A 26,669-nucleotide genomic window follows, 5' to 3' on the forward strand; every position below is an offset into this window, starting at 1 on the left:
TGTGTTAAAGTTTATTATTTTGTTGGAGCTGGCTGTGGATTTGCGGGCTGTGGAGCTTGCTGCATTGCAGAAGGATCAAGCTGTAATTGCGGCTGCGTTTGCATATTCGGCTCTACTTTTGGAGCTGAAAGACCTGTTTGTTTATCAAGAATCGTTACTAATTCCTGCTCACCCAGGTTTACAAAAGATCTGCTGGCAATTTTACCATCTTTATCAATGATTACAAAGCAAGGTAACTTGAATCCATATACACCATATTTCTTAGCAATATCTGAGTTCAATCCTCCTTCTCCATAAACATTTACTCCCTGAATTCCTTTTAATAAGGAGTTACTTGTTTTAATGAACTGGTCTTTTGTATCATCAACGTTTACAAATACAAAATTCATTTTAGACTTGTAGAAGTTTACTACTTCCTTTAGTACAGGTACCGTAGCTTCGCTGATGTAAGGATTCCATGAAGCATAGAAGAATAACATATAAGGTTTTCCTTTGTTTTCAGAAAGTTTATAAGCTTTTCCGTCTTGTTTTGCTAAAGCTGCTTCAGGAGCTGCATCTCCGATTTTAAGACCTGTAATCGCTATCTGCATTTTTAAAAGATCACTTTTAATGGTAGCATCTTTAATATCTGAATCGATAATCTTTTTAATCTTGTCGATATTGGCAACCGGAGTCGTTGGATGAATATCAGCCTGAGCCATTACAAAAGCAAGAAGATAATCTTTTGCAGTCTGAGATAAGTCTTTCTTTGTTTTTAAATACTGAGCAAACATCTCAGAAGTTGTAATTCCTGTTTTTCCTTTGCTGTTTGCTTCAGCATACTTCTGGAAATCAGGAGTCATTTTTACAAGAAGATATTGTCTGTAAAGAGGAATCGTTTTCACCATTGCATCTTTATCTGTCTCTAACTGAGTTTCATAATCTTTAAAAGCCTTAGAAGCTTTGTAAGAAGGGTTTCCAGACATTGGACCGTGACCCATTTCATAATTGGCAAGCAAGTTAAGAATAGTTACTTTCACGTCGTTTTTCTTCCACTCTAATAATCCTTTGCTTGGGTTATTTTTCTTGGCAAGATCATCTACATTTTTATTAATATCTGCTTCAATTTTATGCATTCCTTTCAAAAATGCAGCTTCATCTCCACCCATTAATACAGGTAAATTAACTTTGCTGCCATAGTCTGCTAAAAACTTCATACTTGCCGTAAGGAAATCATTATTCTTTTTAGCATCTCCGGTAATTACATATTCATTTGGGAAAGTAGTTCCGTTTCCAGAAATATTCACAGTTTGTCCTCCTTCAAGATAGATCAGGCTTTGTCTGCCTGCATAGTTAATTACGTACATCCCATCTTTAGGAGCATCAAAATTTCCTGAAAAGTTTCCGTCTTTATCCAGACCTATATTAATTAAAGGCAGGGTTCCTACTCCTGAAGCTTCTACAAATTCAATTCTTTCTAATGGTGAGCTTCCTGTAATTTTTCCTTTTACTTCTACTTTTTTTGAACAAGACATCACAAAGAATGTGATGATAAACAATAAAAGATATTTTTTCATTTCAATTTTTAATATTACACAAAAATACGCTTTTTAGGGCTTGCTAATTTACACTAATTATTTTTTTTAAAAATTTTATTATTACCGTTCAAAAGGGATATTCTAATTATTGAACCCTATCTTTTTACCGGTAAAAAGTATTGGAAAGTTTTTTAAAAAACCATTCTATTACCCTTCAAATATATACTTAATAAATAAAGAATAACGAAGATCTATCAATAAGTTAACAAACTTTAACAGGGTCATCCCTTTCATAAAAAAATCGCCTCCAAAAATGAAGGCGATTTTTTATGTATTTGAATCAATTCTATCCTCGATCTGCAAGAGCAGCCATGTATTCTCTGTTCATTCTTGCAATGTTTTCAAGAGAAATACCTTTTGGACATTCTACTTCACATGCTCCGGTGTTTGAACAGTTTCCGAATCCTTCTTCGTCCATAGCTTTCACCATGTTCAGAACTCTTCTCTTAGCTTCTACTCTACCTTGTGGAAGTAAGGCATACTGAGAAACCTTAGCTCCTACGAATAGCATTGCAGATCCGTTTTTACATGTTGCCACACAAGCTCCACATCCGATACAAGCTGCAGCATCCATTGCTTTATCTGCATCTTCTTTAGGAACCGGAATAGCATTAGCATCCAAGGTATTACCTGAAGTATTCACAGAAATGAAACCTCCGGCTGCCATTACTCTGTCGAATGCGCTTCTGTCTACCATCAAGTCTTTGATAACAGGGAAAGCGGCACTTCTCCAAGGTTCAATAACGATCGTTTCACCGTCTTTGAACATTCTCATGTGAAGCTGACAAGTTGTAATACCAGTATCAGGCCCGTGAGCTCTACCATTGATATAAAGAGAACACATACCGCAAATTCCTTCACGACAGTCGTGGTCGAAAGCGATAGGCTCTTTACCTTCGTTAATTAAGTTTTCGTTCAGAATATCCAACATCTCCAAAAATGAAGAATCCGTAGATACATCTGATATTTTATAGGTCTCAAACTGACCTTTAGTTTTACTATTTTTTTGTCTCCAAATTTTCAGCGTAAGATGTAAGCCTTTTTTTGCACTCATAATGTTATATTTATAGGTTGGAGATTATTTATAACTTCTAGTTTTAACCTCGATGTTGTCGTATATCAATTCTTCTTTATGCAACACTTCCGCGTTGATATCGTTACCTTGATATTCCCAAGCTCCGACGTATTTATAGTTTACGTCATCTCTTTCCGCTTCTCCGTCCGGAGTTGAATGGTCTTCACGGAAATGTCCACCACAAGATTCATTTCTATGTAGTGCATCGATAGCCATTAATTGTCCAAGTTCAAGGAAATCTGCTACTCTGAATGCTTTTTCAAGCTCAGTGTTCATTCCTTCTCCTTCTCCTGGTACTTTTACATTTTTCCAGAAATCGTTTCTTACTTCTTCAATTTCCTTGATTGCTTCTCTCAATCCTTCAGGCGTTCTTCCCATTCCAACTTTGTTCCACATAATGTTTCCTAATTGCTTATGGAAGTGGTCTACAGAATGAGTTCCTTTATTATTTAAGAAGAAATCAATTTTTTCTTTAATTCCTTTTTCAGCTTCGTCAAACGCTCCTGAATTGGTAGGAATAGCTCCTGTTCTGATGTCTGCAGAAAGGTAATCTGCAATTGTGTAAGGAAGTACGAAATATCCGTCAGCAAGACCCTGCATCAATGCAGAAGCTCCAAGTCTGTTAGCTCCGTGGTCAGAGAAGTTAGCTTCACCGATTACGAAACATCCAGGAATGGTAGACTGAAGGTTATAATCAACCCATACACCACCCATTGTATAGTGAACTGCAGGATAAATCTTCATTGGAGTTTTGTAAGGATCATCAGCAGTAATTTTTTCGTACATAACGAATAAGTTACCGTATTTCTCCTCTACCCAGCTCTTACCTAAATCATAGATCTGCTGATCTGTAGGATTATGAATATGTTTTTCGATAGCGGATTCTTTACCTTTTTTCATGATCTCTGTAGAGAAATCCAGGTAAACACCTTCCTGAGTATCATTATTTTCAATACCGAATCCAGCATCACATCTTTCCTTAGCTGCTCTGGAAGCAACGTCTCTAGGTACAAGGTTACCGAATGCAGGATATCTTCTTTCTAAATAATAATCTCTATCTTCTTCTTTAATATTTTCCGGTCTTAATTTACCTTCTCTGATGGCTATTGAATCTTCAATTTTCTTAGGAACCCAGATTCTTCCTGAGTTTCTTAATGATTCAGACATCAAAGTCAGTTTAGACTGTTGTGTTCCGTGAACAGGAATACAAGTCGGGTGAATCTGTACGTAGCAAGGGTTTGCAAAGTACGCTCCTTTCTTGTGAATCTTCCAAGCTGCAGAAACGTTTGATCCCATTGCGTTGGTAGAAAGGAAATATACGTTTCCGTATCCTCCTGAAGCAATTACTACAGCGTGAGCAGAGTGTCTTTCGATCTCACCTGTTACAAGGTTTCTTGCAATGATTCCTCTTGCTTTTCCATCTACAATTACAAGGTCAAGCATTTCATGACGGTTGTACATTTTGATTCTTCCTTTACCGATCTGGCGGCTCATTGAAGAGTATGCACCTAATAATAACTGCTGTCCTGTTTGTCCTTTTGCATAGAAAGTTCTTTTTACCTGAACTCCACCAAATGAACGGTTATCTAGCTGACCGCCGTAATCTCTCCCGAAAGGAACCCCTTGGGAAACACACTGGTCAATAATATTTGCAGAAACTTCAGCAAGTCTGTAAACGTTAGCCTCTCTTGCTCTATAGTCACCACCTTTGATGGTATCATAGAATAATCTGTAAGTAGAGTCACCGTCTCCCTGATAGTTTTTAGCAGCGTTGATCCCTCCCTGAGCTGCAATAGAGTGTGCTCTTCTTGGAGAATCCTGGTAGCAGAATGCTTTTACATTATATCCTTGCTCAGCCAGAGTAGCTGCTGCTGAACCTCCTGCCAAACCTGTACCTACAACAATAATATCAATCTTATCTCTGTTGTTTGGTGCAACAAGGTTCATATGGTCTTTATGATTTTTCCACTTGTCTTTAAGAGGACCCGCTGGAATTCTTGAATCTAATTTACTCATACTAGTATATTGATATTATTGAGTTATAAAATGGAAAACTGCTACGATGATGAATCCTGCAGGGATAAGGATTGAATACCATGTCCCGAAAGCTTTGATCACCGGCGTGTATTTTGGATGTCTTGCTCCAATAGACTGGAATGAAGACTGGAATCCGTGAGCTAAGTGTAATCCTAGTAGAACAAAAGAAATTACATATAGAGCCACCCTCCAAAGATCAGCAAACTTCTCATGAAGTTCAGGCCAGAAACGTTCTGCATCAGGAGTTAATCCTTCTACATACTTGTAATTAATTTCATGCAACCAGAAATCATATAAGTGAAGCGCTAAGAAAGCTAAGATAACAGCTCCGGAAATAATCATATTTCTGGACATCCATGAAGAATTCACTGATGCGTTGTTTGCTGCATACTTTACCGGACGCGCTTTATTATTCTTGATTTCAAGCACAAATCCCATTACGAAATGGAAAATTACTGCAAAACCAAGAATAGGCTGCATTAAGAACTGCACAAAAGGATTATAGCCCATGAAGTCAGATGCTGTATTGAATGCATCTTTGTTCAGAACTGATAACAAATTGGTCGTCAAATGCAGTATAAGAAAAATCAGCAAAAATAGAGCTGATAATGCCATAGCATATTTTCTACCTATCGTAGAACTCGTTAAACCTGCCATATAAGTTTAAATTTGAATTTCTACAAAATTAAGAAAGTTTAACAATATCGAAAAGTGAGAAATCTCACAATTAGGCAGTTTGTAATGTTTCTAAATAAGAATTCTACCCTTTATAAATACAGGAAAACGCCTAAATTAAGAACCATCATTTCAGATCGTAAATCTTATCTCTGAAAACTACTTTTTGAACGGAGGATGACAAGGTTTTTACCTCAAAATGATCTACTCTCCTGGAGGCACAATAGGGATTTATTATATACTGTAAAATCTCTGCCATATTTTCCATATCCGAAATCCAGAAACATACTGTATCCCCATTTTTTACTGAAAAGATTTTGTTTTTATTAAAATGATGAACCAATATCTCTTCTTTCTGATGTTCAAAAGCTGTGCTTCCCGTTCTTATTATCAAAAAAACGATGGCCATCATTATCAGTCTCATAAGATTTTTAAAATTAAACTTTAAGATAACCGGCCTTAATAAATAAACTACAGCAGACACCGAAAGAACTTCCAGGATATTCATTGGAATATTTTCAAAGAATAAAAGGTCAATCTCAGCAAAACTGTGGATTATTTTCAATAGAACCAGGATAATACAATCATATAGTCCATTCAGAAATTCAAAATCAATTCCAAAAGAAACCAGGGCAGTCATTATAAAGGAGAAAACAATAATGAGTTCGGAAAAAGGAACAACAACAAAATTGGCAATGATTGATATGAATGAAAACTGATGAAAATAATACAAGACCAAAGGAAGGGTTGCCAACTGTGCTGATAAAGATATTGTGATGGTATTAAACAGGAGTTTTTTAATATAGTTATCCTGTTTTGGAAAATATTTCAACAGAGGCTGATTCAACCAATAAATCCCCAAAACAGCCAAAAAGCTAAGCTGAAAACCCACGTCAAAAAGTTGCTGGGTATCACCAATTAAAATAAAGAAAGCAGATAAAGCCAATGAATGAAGCAAATCCGGTTTTCGCTGAAGCAATACAAAAACAAAATAAACACTGAGCATGATACAGGATCGCAACACTGAATTTCCAAATCCAATAAAAGCAGCAAACAGCCAGATAAAAACCAAGCTTGCAATTACCGTATATTTTCTGAATGGTAAGGGAGTAAAACGGATCAGCAAAAAATAAAATACCCCGAAGATAACCACAATATGGGTTCCGGAAATAGCCAAAAAATGAACCAGCCCGGATTTATTGAAATCTTTTACAGTATCTGCATCAATCTCTGTACGGTCTGCCAGAATAATCCCTTTTAAAAATTCTTTGGTCTTTCCTGACATTCCGGTTGTATCAATTTTATGAAGAACCATAAGTCTATATTGCCGCATTTTATCCGCCAGCGTTACCTCACTCCATTCTGCAGATACAATTTCTTTTGAAATATAAATTTGATAATCAATATGTTTTCGCTTCAGATATCTGGCATAATCAAACTGAAAATCATATTGGGCCGTCTTTGCTTGTGTTACATACGCTTCAGCTTTATAATAATGAATAAAATCCAGCTCTTTTCTGTCTTTTGGAACATAAAAAATGGAATTGAAACGTGTATTTCCCACCTGTGCCGCACCTTCGTATTTTCTATATTTTCCAGAAGAATTTAATTTCTGAGCGATCTTAAAAGTAACCGTTTCTTTTTTCCCTACCAGAACTTTATCATCCGGAGAATAAGCATTATAAAAATGAAGGATAATCCCAGCACCAAAGAACAAAAGCACAAGCCCGATAACTTTGGTTTTGTGCAAAAAGTAAGAATGAAAACAGATTAAAACAAGCAGAACTAAGCAGATTGCAGCAATCCCATAAACGAAAGATTTCGTCAACACTATTTTATCCTGAAAAAGAATCCCAAGAATAAAACATACGGCCAGAATAAGAAGAGGCTGCTTGTGCAATTTCAATTAATTATCAGGGTAAAGTAGATAATTAATTCATGAGATATAATCTCTAAACTGACTAAAAAACGCCCCGTTATGCATCAAAAACATCAACGGGGCACTTAATTTTTTATGGTAAAATTCAGGATTGAAAGTATACTATTTCTTTTTCAAAAATTTATCCGTCAAACGCTTAGTTTCTTTGATATAAAACAACGGATCTTTCCCATAATCTTCATATTTAAAATCTCCCGATTTTTTAGGAACAGCAGGTTCTATCTGGGTTCCTTCATGCCATTCATTGAATGAGGTGATCCCGATGAAATCAGGGTTTACTTTTATGGCAGCATCAAACATGTTTTCATAATACTTCCCATTGTTTCGGCTTTTGAAATTTGCTTCGTTCCATGGGCGGATTCTTGTATCTGAATACCCAGGCCCTACACAAGGAATAAAAATCAGATGATGATCTTTAGCATATTGGGCCATAAAATTCCAATTGGCAATTGTGCTTCCATATACAAAACCTTCGCTGGCAAAATAGGTATAGAAACCGTCAAAACCTGATGATTCAAAAAATTTCGCATCATCTTTTTCAACCCAAAGTCCTATATAAAGAGCATCTAATTCTGTATTTCGGATTGTTTTTTCGCCATTTTCAGACAGCATTTTTGCCCATTCTTCTTTAGGGATTTTATAGCTGTCATATACATACAACAGAGGTTTTCCGTCTTTTTTATAGAAAGCATGGTGATTGGAATATGTTTTTATAAGGTAGGAAAGCTGCTCCTTTAATTCTGATGTATTTTTATAAAACGGTTCAATGTGAAATGCAATTTTCAAATCAAAACGATCTGCAATATCCAGATAATTGATAAGACTTTTATCCGTGTATGAATCTTTTCCCAGCCAGCTTACCACCACAACTCCTACTCCGGATTCTTTGATCATTTTCATATGTTTTTCAATGATCTCCTTGTCGTTGGAACTATAATTTCCAAGTGCCGGATAAAAATTAGCCCCGATATCATCTCCTCCCTGGTGATGTCCCATATTGTTCCACTTCGGATTGCTCCAGTGAGGAAGAATTTCATGATTCCAGTGTTGATAACTTCCGTCTGTTGATGGATTTCCATACCAGCCGTAATAAAATATCTGAGCTTTATCTCTTATATTGTTCTGCTGGGCAAAACTATGGGAGAAAAATAAGGTAAATATCAGTAATAACAGGAAACGGGTACAATAATTCATAGGTAAAAGGTAGATTAATTTTTCAAAAGATTTGGGATGAGGCTATACGTTTAATATTACCTCAGCGGCATGGTCGCTGGCTCCTTTTCCGCCAAGCTTTTCTCTCAGAAGGCTATAGTCATTCAGAACCTGTTGTCTTTTTTCTCCTGTTAAAATCTTGTTGAGTTCTTCTACCAGGTTTTTGGTGTTCAGATCATTTTGAATCAATTCTTTTACCACTTCTCTATCCATAATCAGATTAACAAGGGAAATATAATTGATGTTTTTCACTAATCTTTTAGCAATAGCATAAGAAATTTTACTTCCGCGATAACAGACTACTTCAGGGATATCCAGTAATGCTGTTTCCAGAGTAGCTGTTCCTGACGTAACAAGAGCTGCTTTTGAACATCTCAGCAGGTCATAGGTTTTATTGGAAACAAAATGAACATTATCATCCACATATTTCTCGTAAAATTCTTTTGGAAGACTGGGTGCTCCGGCAATTACAAACTGATAATTTTTAAAGTGTGGTCTTACAGAAAGCATTATTTCAAGCATTTTTTCTACCTCCTGTTCTCTGGAACCCGGTAATAATGCAATGATTTCCTTTTCGTTCAGTCCATGCTCAGATTTGAATTTTTCAATACTGATTTCCTGCAGATCCGAAATAGCATCCAGCAAAGGATGACCTACAAAATGGGAATGAACTCCATGTTTCCTGTAAAAATCTTCTTCGAAAGGAAGAATCACCATCATTTCATCCACATATTTTTTGATAATTTCTACGCGGCCTTCTTTCCAGGCCCAAAGTTGTGGTGAAATATAATACACCACCTTGATTCCAAGCTCTTTGGCAAATCTGGCAATTCTCAGGTTGAAACCCGGATAATCTACCAAAATCAAAACGTCAGGTCTGTTCTTTTGAATATCCTCTTTACAGAATTTAATATTATTCAGAATGGTACGAAGGTTCATCACCACTTCCAGGAATCCCATAAAGGCAAGGTCACGGTAATGTTTTACCAATGTTCCGCCCTGGGCTTTCATAAGGTCGCCACCCCAAAATCTGAATTCTGCATTGGAATCCTTTCGTTTTAAGGCTTTCATCAGGTTACTTCCATGTAAATCTCCAGAAGCTTCTCCTGCAATAATATAATACTTCATTTCTATAGTAAGGATAGAGAACAAATTAAGATTGATATGATCTTAATTCGTAAATTTGTTCAAAGATAATGATAAAAAATGTCAGAAGAATTTGAAATCCGGAATAAGGTTGCAGAAAGCGGCCTTATCAATTTTGACCTTACCACTTTACTTCCAAAAGGGGAAAGAAAAGGTATTGACCTTAAAGATTTTCTTTTTCAGGAAATGATCCTTAAAGAAAAAGATTTCCGTGAAAAGGTTGACGCCATCGATACGGAACAATATAGAGACACCTATATATACATTTACAATTCTGTAGATACTATTATTCCGCTTTGGGCTTATTTTGTTTTAACAGCGAAGCTTACAGAAGTAGCAAAGAAAATCGTTTTTGGAAACCGCGAAGACCTGGACGTTATTTTAATGCACAATGCCATCCAGACTCATGATTTTGAGGAAATGAGAGGAAAAAGAGTACTCGTAAAAGGCTGTTCCGATAAAGAAATCCCTGAAAATGCCTATATTGAATTGGTAGAACAATTAAAACCCATTGTAAAATCTCTGATGTTCGGAGAAGCTTGTTCGAATGTTCCTATTATAAAGAACTAATATGAACAAATATTTATTTTTGTTTATTATTTTTCTTGGAATCTATTATTTCGGAAGTTTTTCAAAAATTTCTTTGCCGATTGTGTTGGGTTTAGCTTATACCAGTCTACGAAAATTTTCATGGGTATGCCTGTTGATTCCTGTGGGATATCTTCTAGTCTATAAAGTCATATTATTAACGGAAAAAGGAAAAGAATTTCACACGTTTAAGGAGTATAAAGGAGGGCTGAATTATTATGCACTTCCATGGATGAATAACAATATTGGTATTTTGGAGTTCACCATTGATAAGAAGCAGGCATCTGAACCTATTGAATGGATGACCATCAGTGCGATAGAATATATAAAGCTTTTAAAGAGCAAAGGTTACACGGAAGATCAGATAAGAAAACTTTAACAATAATTATGAAAGGCGGTCATTTTATGAGGCATATTTTTTGATAACTTTGGTTCACTTAATACTAACAAACACAAAAAATGAGTTTAATTGACCTACTTACAGGGAACACAGGCAACCAGGTTGCAGAACAGGCTGAAAACAAATTCGGAATCAGCAAAAACCAGGTAATTGCCCTATTAGCAGTAGCTACTCCTCTTATCATTTCTTATCTTAGAAATAAATCTCAGGATGCTAAAGAAGCAGAAGCTTTAAATAGTGCTTTAGATAAAGACCATAACGGAAGTATTTTAGATGATGCCTCACAAATTGAAGCAAGACAGGCTGAAGGAGGATCTATTCTTGATCATATTTTCGGCGGACAAAAAAGTACTGTTGAAAACCAGTTGTCACAAAACACAGGAATTTCAATAGACAAAATAGGTCCTATTCTTGCGATGCTTGCCCCTGTTGTAATGGGTTATATCGGCCAGCAAAAGCAACAAAATAATGTAGGCGCAGGCGGTTTGGGTGATCTTTTAGGAGGAATTCTTGGAAATGCTTCTAATCAGGCTCAGGCTCAGCAGTCTAATCCTTTAAATGACATTCTTGGAAGTGTTTTGGGAGGTGGCGGACAAGCCCAATCATCAGGAAATCCTCTGAACGATATACTGGGAAGTGTATTGGGTGGTGGAAACCAACAACAAGGCGGTGGCGGCTTAGGCAGCATCCTTGGTAATATTCTTGGAGGTAAATAATTAATTTAATTTTCATAAAAAAAGACCGGAGACATGATCTTCGGTCTTTTTTATTTTGATTACTTCTTAGATTTTTCTTCAGAAGCTGCAAAAGATTTTGAAGCCTTTTTAGGTCTTCTTTTTCCATAACTTCCGGAATTAATTTTTCCTCTTCTTGATTTTTTGTCTCCTTTTCCCATAGTATTATGTATTTGTTGTACTACGAATTTATAAAACCCAACGCTAAAATCCAATTAATAAAGCTGTTAAAGTTTTATAAATAGCTGGGAGCTGGGAGAGGGAGGCTGGAAGTTACACCAGATTGGTGTTTTCAATTTCTCTTTTATCTGATCAAAATCTATACTATAAAAACCGTTTTAGAGATCTCATGCCTTCATTACTTCCATCATCCATCATCCAGCTTCCAGCCTTTTAAACCTTTCATTTTCCTTAAAAAAAATTTACACTCCAATGTTTGCTAATAAAAACCGTTTTAGATATTTCAGACCTTCATTACTTCCATCATCCAGCTTCCAGCTCCCAGCCTTTTAAACCCTGATTGTTTTCCATTTTCCTTTAAAAAAATCTACACTCCAATGTTTGCTAATAAAAACCATTTTAGATATTTCAAACCTTCATTACTTCCATCATCCAGCTTCCAGCTCCCAGCCTTCTAAACCTTTATCGTTTTCCATTTTCCTTTTTTAAACAAGATAAAAGCAACAATGGTAATTAAAGTTTCTGCCGCCGGGATTGAAATAAAAACACCTTTCGGCCCCATGTCAAAATATTTGGATAAAAAATAGGCTAAAGGAATCTGAAACAGCCAGAATCCAAAAAGATTAACCCATGTAGGAGTCCAGGTATCTCCTGCTCCATTGAATGCATTGATCATTACCATACCGATTCCATAAAAGATAAATCCAGTGCTCATAATCTGAAGAGCATTTTTAGCAAAATCTTTAATGGCCATTTCCTGCGTGAAAAAGCCCACTAAAAAATTCCCCATAAAAAGGAAGATCAGACTGACCACCAGCATAAAGATGACATTATATTTCACGGTTTTCATTACAGACTGTTCTGCTCTCAGCATTTCATTGGCTCCCATATTTTGTCCTACCAGCGTAGAAGCGGCATTACTCAGTCCCCATGCAGGAAGCATAAAAAACATCATAAGCCTTAAAGCGGTCTGATAACCTGCTGATGCATTCTCACCACCAGTTGTTGCCACTAGTTCTGCTAGGAAAATCCAGCTGCATGATGCAATAACAAACTGAAAAATTCCGGGAGTTGCTATTTTTATTACGGATTGGATAAGTTCATAATTCGGTTTAAAATAAGGAATCTTTATACGAATCTGCGTATCGGCTACTAAGAGATGATACAACTGATAAATCACCCCTATGCTACGGCCTATCGTTGTGGCCAAAGCAGCACCCGTTAATCCCAGAGCCGGAACTGGTCCTAAGCCTTTTATCAAAATCGGACAGAGAATAATATTGGCAATATTGGCTATCCATAAACTTTTCATCGCAATCATCGCATTTCCTGCTCCTCTGAAAATACCATTGATTAAAAATAAAAGCATAATAATGGTACTGCTTCCCATCATAATTCTGGTGAAATTCTTTCCATAAGCTGCCGCTTCAGGTTTTGAGCCCATCAGAATCAAAATTTCTTCAGCATAGATCACTCCGAGTAAGCTTAAAACAAAAGTAATAGCAAAGGAAACGAGCAGTACCTGTGCTGCACTTCTGGAAGCCTGTTCCGGGTTTTTCTCCCCAATTCTTCGTGCCACTAAAGCAGTTGCCGCCATACTCATACCGATCGCAATAGAATACATCACTGAAAGTACAGATTCGGTAAGGCCTACCGTCTGAATGGCAAAGCCACTTTCTTTCAGGTGACCAACAAAATAGAGATCAACAAGAGCAAATACAGATTCCATAGCCATCTCCAACATCATGGGAATTGCTAAAAGCAGTACAGCGCTTCTGATATTCACTTTTGTAAAATCTGTTTCTTCGCCGCTGAATGCCTTTTTCAAAAACTGAATATATTTTGTCATGACTCTCCTGGTTTATTAGCAAAAGTATTCATTCAAAAGCAATTAAAAGTTGGCATATGAAAAGTTTTAATCATTTTTGAATCATGACCGTTGCTATCAAAATTCAGTTAAAAATATTGTAAAATTAATTTTACAATAAAAATTTATCGTATTACGATAAATTTTTATACATTTACAACAACTAAAAATAATATCGCATGAAATTAATTGGTGAAAAATCTGTTTCTACTCTGCTAAGTAAAATTCTATTGGCAGGCTCCGTCGCTCAGCTTCTATACCTGGGATATATCATTTTGGGATTTGTCATTGTTTACAGTAATTTACATCAGGGAACACAGTTTTTCTCAGAAACTTTTAAAACCGGAAATTTCGATAATGAAATAAGAAAAACTGCAACTGATTCTTTAATGTTCCAATTCGAAATGCCATTAACGGGTGCTATAATCAAAGGAAGTTATACCCTGTATACCTTTATTTCCATTATTTTTTTTGTGGGATTTTACAGTGTTTTTACTTTTTATTTGTTCAGAATATTCAAAGGGATGAGTACTGATCTTATTTTTAATATAAAAGTGATCCATGATTTAAAGATATTCGCTACACTTAACATCGTCTTTATCCCTATCTATAGTATTGTTTTATATTGTATGGATCAATCTATCTATAGCATAGATCCTCTATTCATCGTGCTTCACTTCACATTGGGAATCATTATATTTTTTATTATAGAATTTTTCAAAAAGGGATATGAATTACAAACAGAAAACGAATTAACTATATAATCATGCCGATCATTATCAACATTGATGTAATGCTTGCCAAACGGAAAATGCAGTCCCAGGAATTAGCCGAAAAAATAGGAATTACCCAAGCAAATCTCTCCATTTTAAAAAACGGAAAAGCCAAGGCTTTGAAAATTTCCACCTTAGAAGCAATCTGCACTGCACTGGATTGTCAACCCGGAGATATCTTAGAATTTAAACCATAAAAACTACAATATGCAATTACACCAAACCCTTAAAACAATCATTCTTGCATTAGGAATGTTATGCGTGACCTCTGTAACCGCTCAGGAATTAACTAATGAGCATAAGCAAATGCTAAAATATGACAACACTGCCTACTTTGCAGGTTTAATCAATAAGGAAAACATCAATGCATGTTATCAAATCGAAAATAACGCTTATACTTTATTAGCGCTGGCCATTAAAATGAACAGCAAGGAGATTTTCCAAAAACTGATTGATGAAAAAGCTGATCTAAACAAAATCTGTGATGGAAAAACACCATTAATGTTTGCGGCAAAATATGGCAATACAGAGTTAGCAAAAAAACTTCTGGCCAACGGAGCAAAAAAAGACACGAAAACCTCAGCAGGCTACACTGCTTTAGATTATGCCCGAAAGTATGAAAAACCCGAAATGATTAAGCTTTTAGAATAAGTTCCCCTTATTTCCCAAAACCAGTTTTACGATTTTACAATAATTAAAAGAATAGACCGCTTAATCAAATAACATTTATTGCCAAAACTTATCAATTGGTAATAAAATTTAATTTAGATTTGTATATTCTTAAAAATTATTCTTATGAAAAAAATAATCTCTACTACCTTTCTATTTGGAATGTTACTGTCTGGCAGTATGTTATCTGCTCAGAAAATGACTCAGGAAAAGATGAAAGCCATTTATTCTGATGATATAGCAACATTTAAAAAACAGTTTGCCCCGGGAGATTACAACAAATGTTTCCTTGTTGGAGATATACTTTATTCACCTCTTGGCTTCAGTGTTATGTCTGATAGAAAGAACATTATCAACTTCCTTTTGGACAACAAAGCCAACGTCAACAAAAAATGTCAAAACAAAACACCTCTTGAAGTAGCTGATGAAACAAAAGGTACTGAAGAAATAAAGAGAATTCTGATCGCAAAAGGTGGTAATAGAAATTAAAAAATCTAAAAACAATATATGAAACTTCCGAAAGGAAGTTTTTTTTATTTATAAAACCTGCAAAAATCTTATCTTTGCCAACGAAAAATTCAAGGTTCAAAAATGAACCTTAAACATTGAACTTTAAACAAATAATTATGTTTCGATCACACACCAACGGAGAGCTATCTCTGAAAAATCTGAATGAAGAAGTTACACTATCAGGATGGGTACAGACTATCCGTGATAAAGGATTTATGATTTGGGTAGATCTACGAGATCGTTACGGAATTACCCAGCTGGTTTTTGACCAGGAGCGCTCTTCTGCACAATTGATGGAAGAAGCTAAAAAACTGGGCCGTGAATTTGTGATTCAGGCTACCGGAAGAGTTATTGAAAGAGTAAGTAAAAACCCTAATATTCCAACCGGGGAAATTGAAATTCTGGTAGAAAAACTGACTATTCTGAACGACTCTCAGCTTCCTCCTTTCACTATTGAGGATGAAACAGACGGTGGTGAAGAATTAAGAATGAAATACCGTTATCTGGATATCAGAAGAAATCCGGTAAAAGATAAACTGATCTTCCGTCATAAAATGGCACAGAAAGTAAGAAATTATTTATCTGAAGAAGGTTTCATTGAAGTGGAAACCCCTGTTTTGATCAAGTCCACTCCGGAAGGCGCAAGAGACTTCGTGGTACCAAGCAGAATGAATCCGGGGCAGTTTTATGCATTACCACAGTCTCCACAGACTTTCAAGCAGCTTTTGATGGTAGGTGGAATGGATAAATACTTCCAGATTGTAAAATGCTTCCGTGATGAGGATTTGAGAGCTGACAGACAGCCGGAATTTACACAGATCGACTGTGAAATGGCTTTTGTAGAGCAGGAAGATGTGATGAACGTATTCGAAGGAATGACTAAAACTCTTTTAAAAGATATTACAGGCCAGGAATTCGAAAACTTCCCAAGAATGACTTTCGCGGATGCAATGAGAAAATACGGAAATGACAAACCGGATATTCGTTTCGGGATGGAGTTCGTAGAACTGAATGAGTTGGTAAAAGGGAAAGACTTTAAAATATTTGATGACGCAGAACTGGTTGTCGGAATCAATGTAGAAGGTTGTGCAGAATATACAAGAAAGCAAATTGACGAACTTGTTGATTGGGTAAAACGTCCTCAGATTGGAGCTTCAGGAATGGTTTGGGCAAAATTCCAGAATGATGGAGTGAAAACCTCATCGGTGAACAAATTCTACAACGAAGAAGATTTAGCAAAAATCATCGAAAAATTCGGAGCTAAAGAAGGAGACTTAATGTTGATTCTTTCCGGAAATGAGAATAAAGTAAGAGCTCAGCTTTCTGCATTAAGAATGGAGCTTGGAAACCGTTTGGGATTAAGAAAAGGAAATGAGTTTGCTCCACTTTGGGTAGTTGACTTCCCTCTATTGGAATGGGATGAAGATACTGAAAGATACCATGCAATGCACCACCCTTTCACCTCTCCAAAACCAGAAGATATTCACTTATTGGAAACGGATCCTGGAAAAGCAAGAGCCAATGCTTATGATATGGTTCTTAACGGAAATGAAATCGGAGGAGGATCTATCAGAATTTTTGACAGAGATCTTCAGTCTAAAATGTTTGATTTATTAGGATTCACCAGAGAAGAAGCAGAAGCTCAGTTTGGATTCCTAATGAATGCGTTCAAATATGGAGCTCCGCCACATGGTGGTTTAGCATTCGGATTTGACCGTTTGGTAGCCATTCTTGATGGAAATGAAGTAATCAGAGATTATATCGCATTCCCTAAGAACAATTCAGGACGAGATGTAATGATTGACGCGCCGGCCTCGATTGCTGATGCACAGCTCGACGAATTAGAATTACAATTGAATTTAAAAGCATAGATGTAAAGCGGGGTTTTTGCCCCGCTTTTTTTATATCATCAATTACAGGGATCTTCAATTTACCTACAATTTCCATGCTCTATATCGACAATATTACTTAAAAAAAGAAGATCACATTTTGGCTGCCATGACTGTATAAATTTAATCATGTCTTATTAATTTGTTAATAGAATAAACTTTACGTGAGTGTAATGTGCAGTTTTAATCACTATATCAAATATTCGTGAAATAATTAGATTTGAAAATAAGTAGTAAAAATTAAATCAAAATAAATTATTTAACGAAACAAATACATTTTTCGAATAAAAACAAAACAATCAATATATTATGTTATATTTAAATAATAACTTTTATTGATATATTTACCACACACAGCTGAATTATAATGAAGACTAAATCAAAACTTAGAAATTGATGTATTTTTATAATCTCATGCGTATGATAATAATATAGCTGTTCATATTTTAAACCTTGATCACCAAACCAATATTAAATAATATGAAAAGCAAACTATTACTATTATCAGGATGCCTTATTTTGGCACTGAATTCATGTAGGTCGGATATTGAAAATGCACAGGCAGATTCAATGGATCAAACCACGACAAAGCTAGACAATGCAAAGATTCACAAATTCTTAATCAACGGAAATTACACGTATGTCAATGAAGTAAACGGTGAATATTTTTACGCCGATGACATTACGATTAGCCCTGAGCAGTTTGACAAATTAAAGATGCAGGCCAGTTCTGAAATGTCAACCGTTGAAAAAAGTACCATTGTAAGCTCCTTTATTAAGACATGGCCGAATGCAACCGTTTATTATACATTACCCAGCCAGGGAAGTATGAGTACTCAGAATTACAATACCTTCCTTACCAATATCAACAAAGCGTTTGATATGATTTCTTCTCAAACCAGTGTTCAGTTTGTTGAACGCACCAATCAAACAGAATATATTACTTTTACTTATACAACCTCCAATAGCTCTCCCCTTGGATGGCAAAAAAACAGGGTTAATGGTATTAAAATTTATAATATCACTTATCCCGCCATTATTGCTCACGAAATAATGCATTCTATGGGAATCATGCATGAGCAGTGCCGCCCAGATAGAGATCAGTACATCATTGTAGATGTTAACAAAGCGGTGGAAGGAAGCCGTCATAACTTCAATCTTTATAATGATTATGCAGGACATGGGGCGTTTGATTTCGGGTCAGTCATGATGTATCAGTCTACAGACTTTGCTATAGATGCAAGCCAGCCTGTAATGACCAAGCTGGACGGATCTACATTTACCAAGCAAAGGACAGGATTATCTGCAGGTGACTATGCCGGAATAAACCATTTGTATGGACCTGTTAATGCCTCTTCTGCAATCAACGGAACGTATACCATGACAACGGCTTTAGCGAGTGATAAAAATTTAGATATTTCCGGAAGTTCCACTACAGACGGCACCAGCATCATTCTGTATTCAGCTTCTACAGGGAATAACCAGAGATTTACTTTCAGCAAATCAGATCATGGGTATTATATCATCAAATCTATATTGGATCCTGCAAAAGTATTAACCGTAAAAAGTAACGGAACAACGAATGGAACAGCTGTTGAATTAAGAACCAATTCTAATGCAGATTCTCAGAAATGGTTATTATTCAATCTGGGAAATAATGGTTTTGGATTCGCTCCTAAGAATGCGCCAGCACTGAGATTAGAAGTAAAGAATGGAGCAACTACTAATCTTACTCCTATTGTAATTGGTACTACGGATCAAACGGTTCAGCCTTCTACAAAACAACGCTTTATTCTTACAAAAGTTAACTAAACCTCTCTATACAAATAAAAAAAAGGTTAGGAAATACTTCCTAACCTCTTTCTCTATTCGATAACTATTTATTAGATTAATTTCAACATCTCATTTCTTCCCGGACCTGTTGAAAGATAAGCCACCGGAATTCCCAATTCAGCTTCCAAAAATGATAAAAATTCAATTAACTCCTGTGGTAATTCTGAAGGATTTTTCATTGTAGAAAAATCAGCATTCCAGCCGTTCATCCATTTCAGTACAGGCTTTCCATTTTCCGGAAGTATCCCTGAAGCCGCTACTGTTTTTCCATCTTCCAGTTCATAGTGGGTACAAACAGCTACAGATTTCAATCCGCTTAAAACATCTGCCTTCGTCAGAACCAGCTGCGTCACTCCGTTGATCATTACGGCGTATTTTAAAGCAGGTAAATCCAGCCAGCCTGTTCTTCTCGGACGTCCTGTATTGGAACCAAACTCATTCCCTTTAGTTCTGATCTCTTCTCCTAATTCATCAAACAACTCTGTTGGGAAAACTCCGTTCCCTACTCTCGTACAATATGCTTTAGCAATTCCAAATATTTCACCGATCTTTTTCGGTGAAACACCTAACCCACTGCTCGCTCCTGAAGCTGTTGTGGAAGAAGAAGTTACATAAGGATAGGTTCCGTGGTCAATATCAAGCATGGCTGCCTGAGATCCTTCAGCCAATATTGTTTTTCCTTCAGCCAAAGCATTGTTTAAATACATTTCGGTTTCTGTACACTTAAATCTCTTCAGAAAATCGACTGCTTCAAAAAACTCATTACTGATATCCTCTAAAGATGGCAGCTCTATATTTCCCTCAGCAAGCATTTTGTAATCTCTTGCTAAAATATGTTTTACCCTGCTTTCAAAGTCCGGAGCAAACATATCTCCTATTCTTACATTCTGTCTTAAAATTTTATTTGAATAGGCCTGAGCAATCCCATTTTTAGTTGTTCCAATGGTAGTATAATCAGAACTCTCCTCCATAAAAATATCCAGAAGCTTATGGGTAGGAAGTACAAAGTGAGATTTCAATGAAATAACGATATTATTTTCCGGCTGAACAGTCTCATCAAATGCCTGAAGGTTTATAATCTCTTTTTTAAAGCTCACCGGATCCAGAACCGTTCCCGTACCGATAACGTTCTGCACTCCTTTCATAAAGATTCCCGAAGGGATCATTTTAAGCGTAATTCTGCGGCCATTTCTTTCTATGCTGTGCCCAGCGTTAGATCCGCCGTTAAAACGCGCTGTAATGTCATAACTTTCACTGATAAGATCAATAAACTTTCCTTTTCCTTCATCACCCCATTGTAATCCTAATACAATATCCATATTCGTACTTTAATTTTTATAGGGCAAAGCTATGACAGTCAAATAGAAAGACCATTGCCATTTGACAAAAAGGGTTTAATAAGAAATTAGATGTTAGATGTTAGATGTTAGATGTTAGATGTTAGCCAAATTTACAAAGTCTGTTGTTCCTGCACACTCATTAGTATCATCTATCAATGATCATTCATCATTGATCATTCTAGACTATATTTCTTCTGATCCGGCTTAATGAAGAAGGAGTAACCCCAAGATAGGAAGCCAGCATGGACTGTGGAACTCTATTGGCAAGTCCGGGATAATGGTTTAAAAAATGAATGTACCGTGATTTCGCATCCTGATTCAGCATGATACTGGCCACCTTTAACTTGTTCTCCACCACAAAGGCATGAATTCTGGCAAATAAAACCGGCCACACCGCAATTTTCTGTTCCAGGATTTTAAAATATTGAAGATCCATCACCAAAAGTACAGCATCCGTAATAGCTTCAATATCTTCATGCGCAGGCAGCTGATCTGTAAACCCTTGAAAATCTCCGATAAATCTCCCTTCATAGATGAAATACCTGGTAAAATCATCACCTTGTTTATTATAATACAAAGACCGGAATACTCCTTTTTTTACAAAAGCAATTCTTTGGCTCACCTTTCCTGCTTCTACAAAAGGTTCTCCTTTTTTTACAGTGACTTCCTGAATGCCATCAGCAATTAAAAGCTCATCCTGAGGATTCAGTGACCCGAATTTTTTGATATAATTAAAAAGTTCTTCCATGTTGTATTGTATCCACAGATTGCGGAAAGATAAAGATATAAAAGTCAGCGCTAAAAACAATTGTCATTTGACAACAAAGCCATCTAAAGGTACCACACGGGTGTTCAACGGCATATTAATTGCTTGATTTTTAAAAACGTAAGACAATGAAAGCAATTTGGAATGGCGCCATTGGCTTCGGTTTAGTGAACATTCCTGTTAAAATTTATTCGGCAACGGAAACCACAAAATTGGATCTTGATATGCTTGACAAATCTGATTTTTCCAATATACGGTTCAAAAGAGTGAATGAAAACACAGGAAAAGAAGTTAAATGGGAAAACATCGTCAAAGGTTATCTCATGGACGACAAATATATCGTTCTTGATGAGGAAGATTACGAAGCTGCAAGCCCTGAAAAGTCAAAAATACTCTCTATTGACCAGTTTGTAAAAGAGGTTGAAGTAGACAGTGTGTATTTTGAAAACCCCTACTATCTGGAGCCTCAGAAAAATGGAGAAAATGCCTACAGGCTTTTACTGAAAGCTCTTGAAAAAACAGCTATGGTGGGAATCGGAACATTTGTACTCCGTGAAACGGAAGCCATTGGAATGATCCGTCCGTACAAAGATGACATCCTCGTCCTCAACCGTTTGAGGTTTGATCAGGAAATAAGGGATTATAAAGATTTAAAAATTCCCGCTCAAAAAGCCCCGAAACCGGCAGAACTTAAAATGGCGGTTAACCTCATCGAGCAACTTTCTCAGGAATTTGATCCTGCAATGTACAAAGACACCTATTCTGATGAACTGATGAAGATCATTAAGCAGAAAGCAAAAGGCAAAAATATAAAAGCTAAAAAAGCACAGCCTGCAAAAGAAGGTAAAGTGATTGACCTCATGGCACAGTTAAAAGCCAGCCTGAATACTTCTAAATCCAAATCCGCATCATAATGGCTCTTAAAGATTATAATAGTAAAAGGAAGTTCGATGAAACCAGCGAACCAAAAGGAAAAACCAAGAAAAGTAAAGACAAACTTATTTTTGTGATTCAGAGACATGCTGCTTCCAGACTTCATTATGACTTCCGGCTTGAAATGGAAGGTGTACTGAAAAGCTGGGCAGTTCCAAAAGGTCCGTCATTAGATCCAAAAGACAAACGTCTGGCCATGATGGTAGAAGATCATCCTTACGATTATAAAGATTTTGAAGGAAATATTCCTGAAGGAAATTACGGAGCCGGACAAGTGGAAATCTGGGATAGCGGAACTTATGAACCTCTGGAAGAAAATTCTAAACTTACAGATGAAAAAGAACTTCTGAAGGAGTTACATGCAGGTTCTTTAAAGTTTATTTTACATGGTAAGAAACTCAAAGGAGAATTTGCTTTGGTGAAAATGAAAAATAGTGAAGATAACGCATGGCTTCTAATTAAACATAAGGATGAATTTGCAGAAGCCCCTTACGATGCTGAAGAAAATACTTCCCAAAAATCTCTGGTCACAAAATTTTTAGAGGAAAAAAAAAGCCTAAAAATAAAAGAAAAAAAGAACTCATAACATCTGACAGTCCTTTCAGAAGTGTTAATTCTTTAACCAACGAAAAAAAACTGAAGTCTTTCATCAAACCTATGCTGGCTAAGCTTTCAGAGGAAGCCTTCAATGATAAAGACTGGATCTTTGAAATAAAATGGGACGGTTACAGAGCAATTGCAGACCTCAGTAAAGATACTCCACTCTTCTATTCCCGAAACGGAATTTCATTTTTATCCAAATTCGAAAAAATAGCCTTGGAGCTCGAAAAACAGAAACACCATATGATTCTGGACGGCGAAGTTGTAGCCTATGACAAACAGGGAAAGCCTAATTTCCAGCTTTTACAACAAATCGGGGATAATCCCAGCACAGCTCTTGTTTATCAAGTTTTTGATCTTCTTTGGCTTAATGGCCATTCTACAGAAGACCTTCCTCTTATCCAGCGGAAAGAACTCTTAAAGGAAGCTCTTACAGAAACTGGCAGTATTACATATTGTGATCATATTCCGGAAAAGGGTATTGAATTTTTTGGTCAGATGAAAAAAATGCAGCTGGAAGGTATGATTGCGAAACGGGCAGACAGCACCTACAGTGAAAATCACAGAACTGCTGACTGGCTTAAAATAAAATTCTCCAATACTGATGAGGTTATTATTTGTGGTTTTACTGAACCCAGAGGCACACGGGAAAGTTTCGGAGCATTGATTTTAGGAAAATATATCAATTCCCAACTTACTTACTGTGGCCATACAGGAACAGGATTTAATAATAATTCCCTGAAAGAGCTCTATAAAAGGTTTCAGAAATTAATTGTAAAATCTTCACCTTTCGAAACAGTTCCAAAAACCAATATGCCGGTAACATGGGTAAAACCTGAACTGGTTTGTGAAATAAAATATTCTGAAATTACCCGTGACGGAATCTTCAGGCATCCGGTTTTCATGCAAATCAGAGAAGACAAAAGTCCGGAAGATCTTAAAGAATCATCCTTCACCGAAAAACCTAAAGAAATGAAAACAAAAACTGCATCAAAAAAAACGGAGGTTACTGAGAAAGAAAAAGAGATCACTTTAGATAAGCATCTTGTAAAACTTACGAATCAGAATAAGGTTTATTTTCCTGAAGAAAATATTACGAAAGGAGATGTCATAGACTATTATCAATCTATAGCACGTTATATTCTGCCTTATTTAAAAAACCGTCCCCTTTCTCTCAATCGATTTCCCAATGGAATTGAGGAACAAAGTTTTTATCAGAAAGATGCAGGAGATCATATTCCTGAATGGATAAAAACCACACAGGTATATTCTGAATCGAATGATAAATATATTGATTATATTTATTGTAATGACAAAGCAACATTAGCGTATCTCAATAATTTAGGCTGTATTGACCTCAATCCATGGAACAGTTCTTTACCCGATCTTGAACATCCTGATTATCTGGTTTTAGACCTGGATCCTTCTTCAAAGAATACATTTGATGAAGTAATCGAAACGGCTCTTCAGGTGAATGAAGTTTTAAAATCAATTAAAATAAAAGGCTATTGCAAAACTTCAGGGAGTACGGGAATTCACATTTATATCCCGATGGGTGGCAAATATGATTTTGACCAGGTAAAAGATTTTGCTCATATCCTCATGAAGCAGGTGAATGATAAGCTGCCTAAGATTACAACGTTAGAAAGAAGCCTTCAAAAAAGGGATAACAAAAAAATTTATCTCGATTACCTTCAGAACAGAACGGGCCAGACTCTGGCAAGTGCTTACAGTCTGAGACCTAAACAAGGTGCTGCCGTTTCTATGCCTTTGGATTGGGATGAATTAAAATTTGGCCTGAAACCAACAGATTTTACAATTACCAATGCACTTGACAGAATTAAAGAGAAAGGAGACCTGTTCAAACCGGTTTTGGGTAAGGGAATTGATATGATAAAGGCTTTGGAACTGCTTCAGAATATTGATTAAATTAAAAACTCCCACATTAAAATAATGCAGGAGTTTCTTAAAAAAATTAAATATAATTATTGATTATAAACATGAATATCTCGTTGTGGAAAAGGAATTCCTATTCCCGCTTTATCGAGAGCTTCTTTACAACCGATGATTAATTCTTCATTCATTGCCCAGAAGTTTTCAGTGGAAGCGCTCACTCTTATGGATAAATTGACAGCGCTATCTCCCAGCTGGGTCACCACTACTTGCGGCGCAGGTGTTTCAAGAGCATATTGATTACTTTTAATAACATTCATTAAAATATCTTTGGTTTGTCTTAGATCTGCATCATAGGCAACCCCTATATCCAATGATGTTCTTCTTGTTCCTAATTGCGTAAAATTGGTAATACTATTATTTGAAACTACTCCGTTTGGAATAACGATGAGTTGGTTTTGCGGAGTGATTAGTTTTGTATGAAAAATATCTATTGCATCTACCGTCCCTGAAACTCCGGAATTGGTAGAAATAAAATCCCCGATTTTAAAAGGTTTTAATAGTAAAATTAATATTCCACCTGCAAAATTTGTTAGAGATCCCTGCAAAGCTAAACCTATAGCCAAACCTGCAGCACCAATCATTGCAACAAATGCAGAAGTCTGTACTCCCAACTGTGTCACCACAACAATAAACAACAGAATATTAAGTCCCCAGTTGATAATATTTAAAAGAAAATGCTGTAGAGAAGCTTCCATATTTCTTTTTTTGAAAGCTTTCTCCACCAGTTTCTTAATCATTCTGATCATCCATGACCCGATAAGATAAATTAATAATGCAGAAATAATTGCAGTAAAAATTCTCGGTGCCCATGAAATGGCTGAAGAAATTAAGGTATCCCAGTGTTGTTGAATGTTGTTCAGTTCTAAATCGTCCATTTTTGTACGTATGTATGTGTTTTATTATTTATGTCAATAGATATTAACATCTTCTGCAAGACTTAAAATGAAATTGAACAAAAGTATATTCCGGTTCAAAAAGAAATTCACTTTACACCAGCCTAGTGAAAGTAAAAATATGATAGATTAAAATAGATTGACAGCAGAACAGATTGTTTCTGCTTTACTCAATAATCATTCAGAAATTGAATCTTGCAGGAAGAAATAATTTTCAGGTCATAGAATTACAAAAACGATACCGAAGTGTGGTATTCATCAAAGAAAAATAATGTTAATGAACATTACTTAAGGTAATTTTGCGGCCAGGCTTTCCGGTAAAAGTCTAAGAATATGGTAGATAATCTTCCATTTAAAATTTGGAACAATGGTAAAGGAGTTTCCTGCATTAACAATAAATTTGGCCACATAATCCGGTTCCATAATCAAGGATTCATTCAATTCCAATCCTTTATTAATCTTTGTTCTGATATAACCAATAACCAAAGCATTGACAATGATGTTACGGGAAGCTAACTCCTGTCTTAATCCAGCCAAAAACTGGGTAAATGCGGCTTTTGTACTTCCATACACAAAATTACTTTTTCTTCCTCTTACTCCGGACAGTGAAGAGAGCCCAATGATTCTTTCCAGGTTTGAATTGGTTTTATCCATTGCCATAATGCTCAGGATTGACACCCCACCCATATAATTGACTTCCATCATTTGTTTGGTGCCTTTAAAATCAGTCAAAGCTTTTTGATTGTCTACTAAAAAGCCTGCAGCATATACTACAATATGAGGTTTTACAGAAAGGCTGGAATAAAATTCATAATGAGAGTCAAAATCTGCGGCATCAAAGTATAAAACAGAAATTAGTGAGCGGTTCAGATTGTTTGAATCAATAAAATCGTCCAAAGATGTTGTATTTCGGGAAGCAGCAATGACTGAAAATCCTTTTTCAGTATATTGTATCATACATTGTTTTGCTACATCTGAATTAGCACCAAGAATAAGAACGGTTTTATTTGTGTTTTGATTCATTGGACAAAGATAAATTTTATTAGCCACTAATTCCACCGATATATAAAAACCCTA

General features: G+C 36.0%; 25 protein-coding genes. 12 read left to right on the plus strand and 13 right to left on the minus strand.

Annotation, left to right across the window (positions count from 1 at the left end; all coding sequences use genetic code 11):
• Nucleotides 1-14 precede the first annotated feature (14 nt).
• From ODR02_RS17595 to lpxB, 7 genes are all read right to left on the minus strand, one after another.
• Entirely contained in the window at nucleotides 15-1,556 is a 1,542-nt protein-coding gene (locus tag ODR02_RS17595; RefSeq protein WP_309512922.1) for a TlpA family protein disulfide reductase, read from the minus strand.
• 307 nt (nucleotides 1,557-1,863) lie between these two features.
• Entirely contained in the window at nucleotides 1,864-2,631 is a 768-nt protein-coding gene (locus ODR02_RS17600; RefSeq protein WP_209786921.1) for a succinate dehydrogenase/fumarate reductase iron-sulfur subunit, read from the minus strand.
• 24 nt (nucleotides 2,632-2,655) lie between these two features.
• Nucleotides 2,656-4,668, minus strand: a complete 2,013-nt coding sequence (locus ODR02_RS17605; protein ID WP_209786920.1) for a fumarate reductase/succinate dehydrogenase flavoprotein subunit — start codon at nucleotides 4,666-4,668, stop codon at nucleotides 2,656-2,658.
• Between the two features lie 15 nt (nucleotides 4,669-4,683).
• A complete protein-coding gene (locus ODR02_RS17610; RefSeq protein WP_105681654.1) occupies nucleotides 4,684-5,346 on the minus strand; it encodes a succinate dehydrogenase cytochrome b subunit in 663 nt (220 codons plus the stop codon).
• 145 nt (nucleotides 5,347-5,491) lie between these two features.
• On the minus strand, nucleotides 5,492-7,264 hold the full coding sequence (locus tag ODR02_RS17615; protein ID WP_309512923.1) for a ComEC/Rec2 family competence protein: 1,773 nt from the start codon (nucleotides 7,262-7,264) through the stop codon (nucleotides 5,492-5,494).
• Nucleotides 7,265-7,405: 141 nt separating this feature from the next.
• Nucleotides 7,406-8,497, minus strand: a complete 1,092-nt coding sequence (locus tag ODR02_RS17620; protein ID WP_209786918.1) for a glycoside hydrolase family 99 protein — start codon at nucleotides 8,495-8,497, stop codon at nucleotides 7,406-7,408.
• 42 nt (nucleotides 8,498-8,539) lie between these two features.
• Nucleotides 8,540-9,643 carry a lipid-A-disaccharide synthase gene (gene lpxB / locus ODR02_RS17625; protein WP_309512924.1) on the minus strand — a complete coding sequence of 368 codons (1,104 nt, stop codon included), beginning with the start codon at nucleotides 9,641-9,643 and terminating at the stop codon, nucleotides 8,540-8,542.
• 78 nt (nucleotides 9,644-9,721) lie between these two features.
• On the opposite strand from lpxB, the gene ODR02_RS17630 reads away from it, so the two are divergent.
• From ODR02_RS17630 to ODR02_RS17640, 3 genes are all read left to right on the plus strand, one after another.
• Nucleotides 9,722-10,231 (plus strand): DUF2480 family protein, encoded by a 510-nt coding sequence (locus ODR02_RS17630; RefSeq protein WP_209786916.1) that lies wholly within the window; start codon nucleotides 9,722-9,724, stop codon nucleotides 10,229-10,231.
• Between the two features lies 1 nt (nucleotide 10,232).
• The gene (locus ODR02_RS17635; RefSeq protein ID WP_309512925.1) at nucleotides 10,233-10,628 is read left to right on the plus strand and encodes a hypothetical protein; all 396 of its coding nucleotides are present in this window, start codon (nucleotides 10,233-10,235) and stop codon (nucleotides 10,626-10,628) included.
• 80 nt (nucleotides 10,629-10,708) lie between these two features.
• Complete coding sequence (locus ODR02_RS17640) at nucleotides 10,709-11,365, plus strand: DUF937 domain-containing protein (protein ID WP_105681660.1); 657 nt, start codon at nucleotides 10,709-10,711, stop codon at nucleotides 11,363-11,365.
• A gap of 59 nt (nucleotides 11,366-11,424) precedes the next feature.
• Here ODR02_RS17640 and ODR02_RS17645 read toward each other — a convergent pair whose 3' ends face one another.
• Nucleotides 11,425-11,544 (minus strand): 30S ribosomal protein THX, encoded by a 120-nt coding sequence (locus ODR02_RS17645; RefSeq protein WP_065119703.1) that lies wholly within the window; start codon nucleotides 11,542-11,544, stop codon nucleotides 11,425-11,427.
• Between the two features lie 473 nt (nucleotides 11,545-12,017).
• Nucleotides 12,018-13,412, minus strand: a complete 1,395-nt coding sequence (locus ODR02_RS17650; RefSeq protein ID WP_209786913.1) for an MATE family efflux transporter — start codon at nucleotides 13,410-13,412, stop codon at nucleotides 12,018-12,020.
• A 197-nt stretch (nucleotides 13,413-13,609) separates the two neighbouring features.
• On the opposite strand from ODR02_RS17650, the gene ODR02_RS17655 reads away from it, so the two are divergent.
• The 6 genes from ODR02_RS17655 (at nucleotide 13,610) to ODR02_RS17680 (ending at nucleotide 19,083) form a co-directional block, all read left to right on the plus strand.
• Nucleotides 13,610-14,194 carry a hypothetical protein gene (locus tag ODR02_RS17655; protein ID WP_309512926.1) on the plus strand — a complete coding sequence of 195 codons (585 nt, stop codon included), beginning with the start codon at nucleotides 13,610-13,612 and terminating at the stop codon, nucleotides 14,192-14,194.
• A gap of 2 nt (nucleotides 14,195-14,196) precedes the next feature.
• On the plus strand, nucleotides 14,197-14,400 hold the full coding sequence (locus ODR02_RS17660; protein ID WP_077418859.1) for a helix-turn-helix domain-containing protein: 204 nt from the start codon (nucleotides 14,197-14,199) through the stop codon (nucleotides 14,398-14,400).
• Nucleotides 14,401-14,410: 10 nt separating this feature from the next.
• Entirely contained in the window at nucleotides 14,411-14,854 is a 444-nt protein-coding gene (locus tag ODR02_RS17665; protein ID WP_209786911.1) for an ankyrin repeat domain-containing protein, read from the plus strand.
• 144 nt (nucleotides 14,855-14,998) lie between these two features.
• Entirely contained in the window at nucleotides 14,999-15,361 is a 363-nt protein-coding gene (locus ODR02_RS17670) for an ankyrin repeat domain-containing protein (RefSeq protein WP_123864430.1), read from the plus strand.
• 137 nt (nucleotides 15,362-15,498) lie between these two features.
• The gene (aspS, locus tag ODR02_RS17675) at nucleotides 15,499-17,253 is read left to right on the plus strand and encodes an aspartate--tRNA ligase (protein ID WP_309512927.1); all 1,755 of its coding nucleotides are present in this window, start codon (nucleotides 15,499-15,501) and stop codon (nucleotides 17,251-17,253) included.
• Between the two features lie 498 nt (nucleotides 17,254-17,751).
• Complete coding sequence (locus ODR02_RS17680; protein WP_309512928.1) at nucleotides 17,752-19,083, plus strand: M12 family metallopeptidase; 1,332 nt, start codon at nucleotides 17,752-17,754, stop codon at nucleotides 19,081-19,083.
• Nucleotides 19,084-19,154: 71 nt separating this feature from the next.
• Here the strand turns inward: ODR02_RS17680 and ODR02_RS17685 are convergent, their stop codons facing one another.
• Both ODR02_RS17685 and ODR02_RS17690 read right to left on the minus strand, forming a co-directional pair.
• Nucleotides 19,155-20,423, minus strand: coding sequence for an adenylosuccinate synthase (locus tag ODR02_RS17685; RefSeq protein ID WP_209786908.1), 1,269 nt, complete (start codon nucleotides 20,421-20,423; stop codon nucleotides 19,155-19,157).
• 199 nt (nucleotides 20,424-20,622) lie between these two features.
• On the minus strand, nucleotides 20,623-21,192 hold the full coding sequence (locus ODR02_RS17690) for a Crp/Fnr family transcriptional regulator (RefSeq protein ID WP_209786907.1): 570 nt from the start codon (nucleotides 21,190-21,192) through the stop codon (nucleotides 20,623-20,625).
• Between the two features lie 146 nt (nucleotides 21,193-21,338).
• Between ODR02_RS17690 and ku the strand changes: the two genes are divergently transcribed.
• The 3 genes from ku to ligD all read left to right on the plus strand — a co-directional run bounded on the left by ku (nucleotide 21,339) and on the right by ligD (nucleotide 24,672).
• Complete coding sequence (ku, locus tag ODR02_RS17695) at nucleotides 21,339-22,124, plus strand: non-homologous end joining protein Ku (protein WP_209786906.1); 786 nt, start codon at nucleotides 21,339-21,341, stop codon at nucleotides 22,122-22,124.
• The gene (locus ODR02_RS17700; protein WP_209786905.1) at nucleotides 22,124-22,729 is read left to right on the plus strand and encodes a DNA polymerase ligase N-terminal domain-containing protein; all 606 of its coding nucleotides are present in this window, start codon (nucleotides 22,124-22,126) and stop codon (nucleotides 22,727-22,729) included. Before ku ends, ODR02_RS17700 begins: the two co-directional genes overlap by 1 nt.
• A gap of 71 nt (nucleotides 22,730-22,800) precedes the next feature.
• Nucleotides 22,801-24,672, plus strand: coding sequence for a DNA ligase D (gene ligD, locus ODR02_RS17705; RefSeq protein WP_209786904.1), 1,872 nt, complete (start codon nucleotides 22,801-22,803; stop codon nucleotides 24,670-24,672).
• 56 nt (nucleotides 24,673-24,728) lie between these two features.
• On the opposite strand, the gene ODR02_RS17710 is transcribed toward ligD, so the two are convergent.
• Nucleotides 24,729-25,574: a mechanosensitive ion channel family protein gene (locus tag ODR02_RS17710; RefSeq protein ID WP_209786902.1), complete on the minus strand. Its 846-nt coding sequence runs from the start codon at nucleotides 25,572-25,574 to the stop codon at nucleotides 24,729-24,731.
• A gap of 306 nt (nucleotides 25,575-25,880) precedes the next feature.
• On the minus strand, nucleotides 25,881-26,615 hold the full coding sequence (locus tag ODR02_RS17715) for an SDR family NAD(P)-dependent oxidoreductase (RefSeq protein WP_309512929.1): 735 nt from the start codon (nucleotides 26,613-26,615) through the stop codon (nucleotides 25,881-25,883).
• Between the last annotated feature and the right edge of the window lie 54 nt (nucleotides 26,616-26,669).

The organism is Chryseobacterium sp. CFS2, assembly GCF_036543225.1.
Classification (GTDB): Bacteria; Bacteroidota; Bacteroidia; order Flavobacteriales; family Weeksellaceae; genus Chryseobacterium; species Chryseobacterium culicis_A.

What these genes read in the sequence shown, in the direction of transcription:
- ODR02_RS17595 (WP_309512922.1), bottom strand. Translation starts at nt 1,556, where the DNA reads ATGAAAAAATATCTTTTATTGTTTATCATCACATTCTTTGTGATGTCT.
- ODR02_RS17600 (WP_209786921.1), bottom strand. Translation starts at nt 2,631, where the DNA reads ATGAGTGCAAAAAAAGGCTTACATCTTACGCTGAAAATTTGGAGACAA.
- ODR02_RS17605 (WP_209786920.1), bottom strand. Translation starts at nt 4,668, where the DNA reads ATGAGTAAATTAGATTCAAGAATTCCAGCGGGTCCTCTTAAAGACAAG.
- ODR02_RS17610 (WP_105681654.1), bottom strand. Translation starts at nt 5,346, where the DNA reads ATGGCAGGTTTAACGAGTTCTACGATAGGTAGAAAATATGCTATGGCA.
- ODR02_RS17620 (WP_209786918.1), bottom strand. Translation starts at nt 8,497, where the DNA reads ATGAATTATTGTACCCGTTTCCTGTTATTACTGATATTTACCTTATTT.
- lpxB (WP_309512924.1), bottom strand. Translation starts at nt 9,643, where the DNA reads ATGAAGTATTATATTATTGCAGGAGAAGCTTCTGGAGATTTACATGGA.
- ODR02_RS17630 (WP_209786916.1), top strand. Translation starts at nt 9,722, where the DNA reads ATGTCAGAAGAATTTGAAATCCGGAATAAGGTTGCAGAAAGCGGCCTT.
- ODR02_RS17635 (WP_309512925.1), top strand. Translation starts at nt 10,233, where the DNA reads ATGAACAAATATTTATTTTTGTTTATTATTTTTCTTGGAATCTATTAT.
- ODR02_RS17640 (WP_105681660.1), top strand. Translation starts at nt 10,709, where the DNA reads ATGAGTTTAATTGACCTACTTACAGGGAACACAGGCAACCAGGTTGCA.
- ODR02_RS17645 (WP_065119703.1), bottom strand. Translation starts at nt 11,544, where the DNA reads ATGGGAAAAGGAGACAAAAAATCAAGAAGAGGAAAAATTAATTCCGGA.
- ODR02_RS17650 (WP_209786913.1), bottom strand. Translation starts at nt 13,412, where the DNA reads ATGACAAAATATATTCAGTTTTTGAAAAAGGCATTCAGCGGCGAAGAA.
- ODR02_RS17655 (WP_309512926.1), top strand. Translation starts at nt 13,610, where the DNA reads ATGAAATTAATTGGTGAAAAATCTGTTTCTACTCTGCTAAGTAAAATT.
- ODR02_RS17660 (WP_077418859.1), top strand. Translation starts at nt 14,197, where the DNA reads ATGCCGATCATTATCAACATTGATGTAATGCTTGCCAAACGGAAAATG.
- ODR02_RS17665 (WP_209786911.1), top strand. Translation starts at nt 14,411, where the DNA reads ATGCAATTACACCAAACCCTTAAAACAATCATTCTTGCATTAGGAATG.
- ODR02_RS17670 (WP_123864430.1), top strand. Translation starts at nt 14,999, where the DNA reads ATGAAAAAAATAATCTCTACTACCTTTCTATTTGGAATGTTACTGTCT.
- aspS (WP_309512927.1), top strand. Translation starts at nt 15,499, where the DNA reads ATGTTTCGATCACACACCAACGGAGAGCTATCTCTGAAAAATCTGAAT.
- ODR02_RS17680 (WP_309512928.1), top strand. Translation starts at nt 17,752, where the DNA reads ATGAAAAGCAAACTATTACTATTATCAGGATGCCTTATTTTGGCACTG.
- ODR02_RS17685 (WP_209786908.1), bottom strand. Translation starts at nt 20,423, where the DNA reads ATGGATATTGTATTAGGATTACAATGGGGTGATGAAGGAAAAGGAAAG.
- ODR02_RS17690 (WP_209786907.1), bottom strand. Translation starts at nt 21,192, where the DNA reads ATGGAAGAACTTTTTAATTATATCAAAAAATTCGGGTCACTGAATCCT.
- ku (WP_209786906.1), top strand. Translation starts at nt 21,339, where the DNA reads ATGAAAGCAATTTGGAATGGCGCCATTGGCTTCGGTTTAGTGAACATT.
- ODR02_RS17700 (WP_209786905.1), top strand. Translation starts at nt 22,124, where the DNA reads ATGGCTCTTAAAGATTATAATAGTAAAAGGAAGTTCGATGAAACCAGC.
- ligD (WP_209786904.1), top strand. Translation starts at nt 22,801, where the DNA reads ATGCTGGCTAAGCTTTCAGAGGAAGCCTTCAATGATAAAGACTGGATC.
- ODR02_RS17710 (WP_209786902.1), bottom strand. Translation starts at nt 25,574, where the DNA reads ATGGACGATTTAGAACTGAACAACATTCAACAACACTGGGATACCTTA.
- ODR02_RS17715 (WP_309512929.1), bottom strand. Translation starts at nt 26,615, where the DNA reads ATGAATCAAAACACAAATAAAACCGTTCTTATTCTTGGTGCTAATTCA.